General features: G+C 38.4%; 2 tRNA genes and 1 pseudogene. All 3 read right to left on the minus strand.

Annotation, left to right across the window (positions count from 1 at the left end):
• A pseudogene (locus tag J655_RS24170) lies at positions 1-275 on the minus strand (DUF2726 domain-containing protein); the annotation flags it as partial.
• Positions 276-331: 56 nt separating this feature from the next.
• A tRNA-Asn gene (locus tag J655_RS24175) sits at positions 332-407 on the minus strand.
• Between the two features lie 8 nt (positions 408-415).
• Positions 416-491 (minus strand) — tRNA-Asn (locus J655_RS24180).
• Between the last annotated feature and the right edge of the window lie 201 nt (positions 492-692).

Below are 692 nucleotides of genomic sequence, written 5' to 3' on the forward strand. Positions count from 1 at the left end.
AGCACAACAAAGTCAGTAACTTTACGATTGAACTGACTACGAATTTTATAGTCATTACTGGTAATTAATGCGCTAAACGCCACTTGTGCTAACACATGATAATTTGGAAAACTTTGTTTTAAACGTATAAACATTTGAGTTTCAAAGTTTGTAATGACAGGGCGAGCAAAGAATTTTTGTTTTGGAAATAAATAAGGGCGTAAACAAACAAGAAGAAAAATACAGGTGCTTACGCAACCTAAAACAATAAAAAATAAGTGACTCGATTCGAACATGTGAAGGCATCATACAAATAAAAACCCACTCATGATGAGTGGGTTTTTAAGAATCTTGGCTCTCCCACCTGGGCTCGAACCAGGGACCTGCGGATTAACAGTCCGTCGCTCTACCGACTGAGCTATGGGAGATTAGTAGATGGCTCTCCAACCTGGGCTCGAACCAGGGACCTGCGGATTAACAGTCCGTCGCTCTACCGACTGAGCTATTGGAGAATCTGATGCGCATTTTATGGATGAAATCTAAAAGCGTCAATAAGAATATTAAAGAAAATGAATCGTTTGCTTGATTAATATGCTTTTGCTGTATTAAAAATAAAAAAACCACCCCAAATGGGGTGGTTTTTCATAAAGAAATAAAATTATTTCTCTACACCAGCTGGTTGACCTGCAAGTTTTGCATTTGCATAGTCCCAG

The sequence above is a fragment of the Acinetobacter sp. 1294243 genome (assembly GCF_000588015.1).
Lineage (GTDB): Bacteria > Pseudomonadota > Gammaproteobacteria > Pseudomonadales > Moraxellaceae > Acinetobacter > Acinetobacter pittii.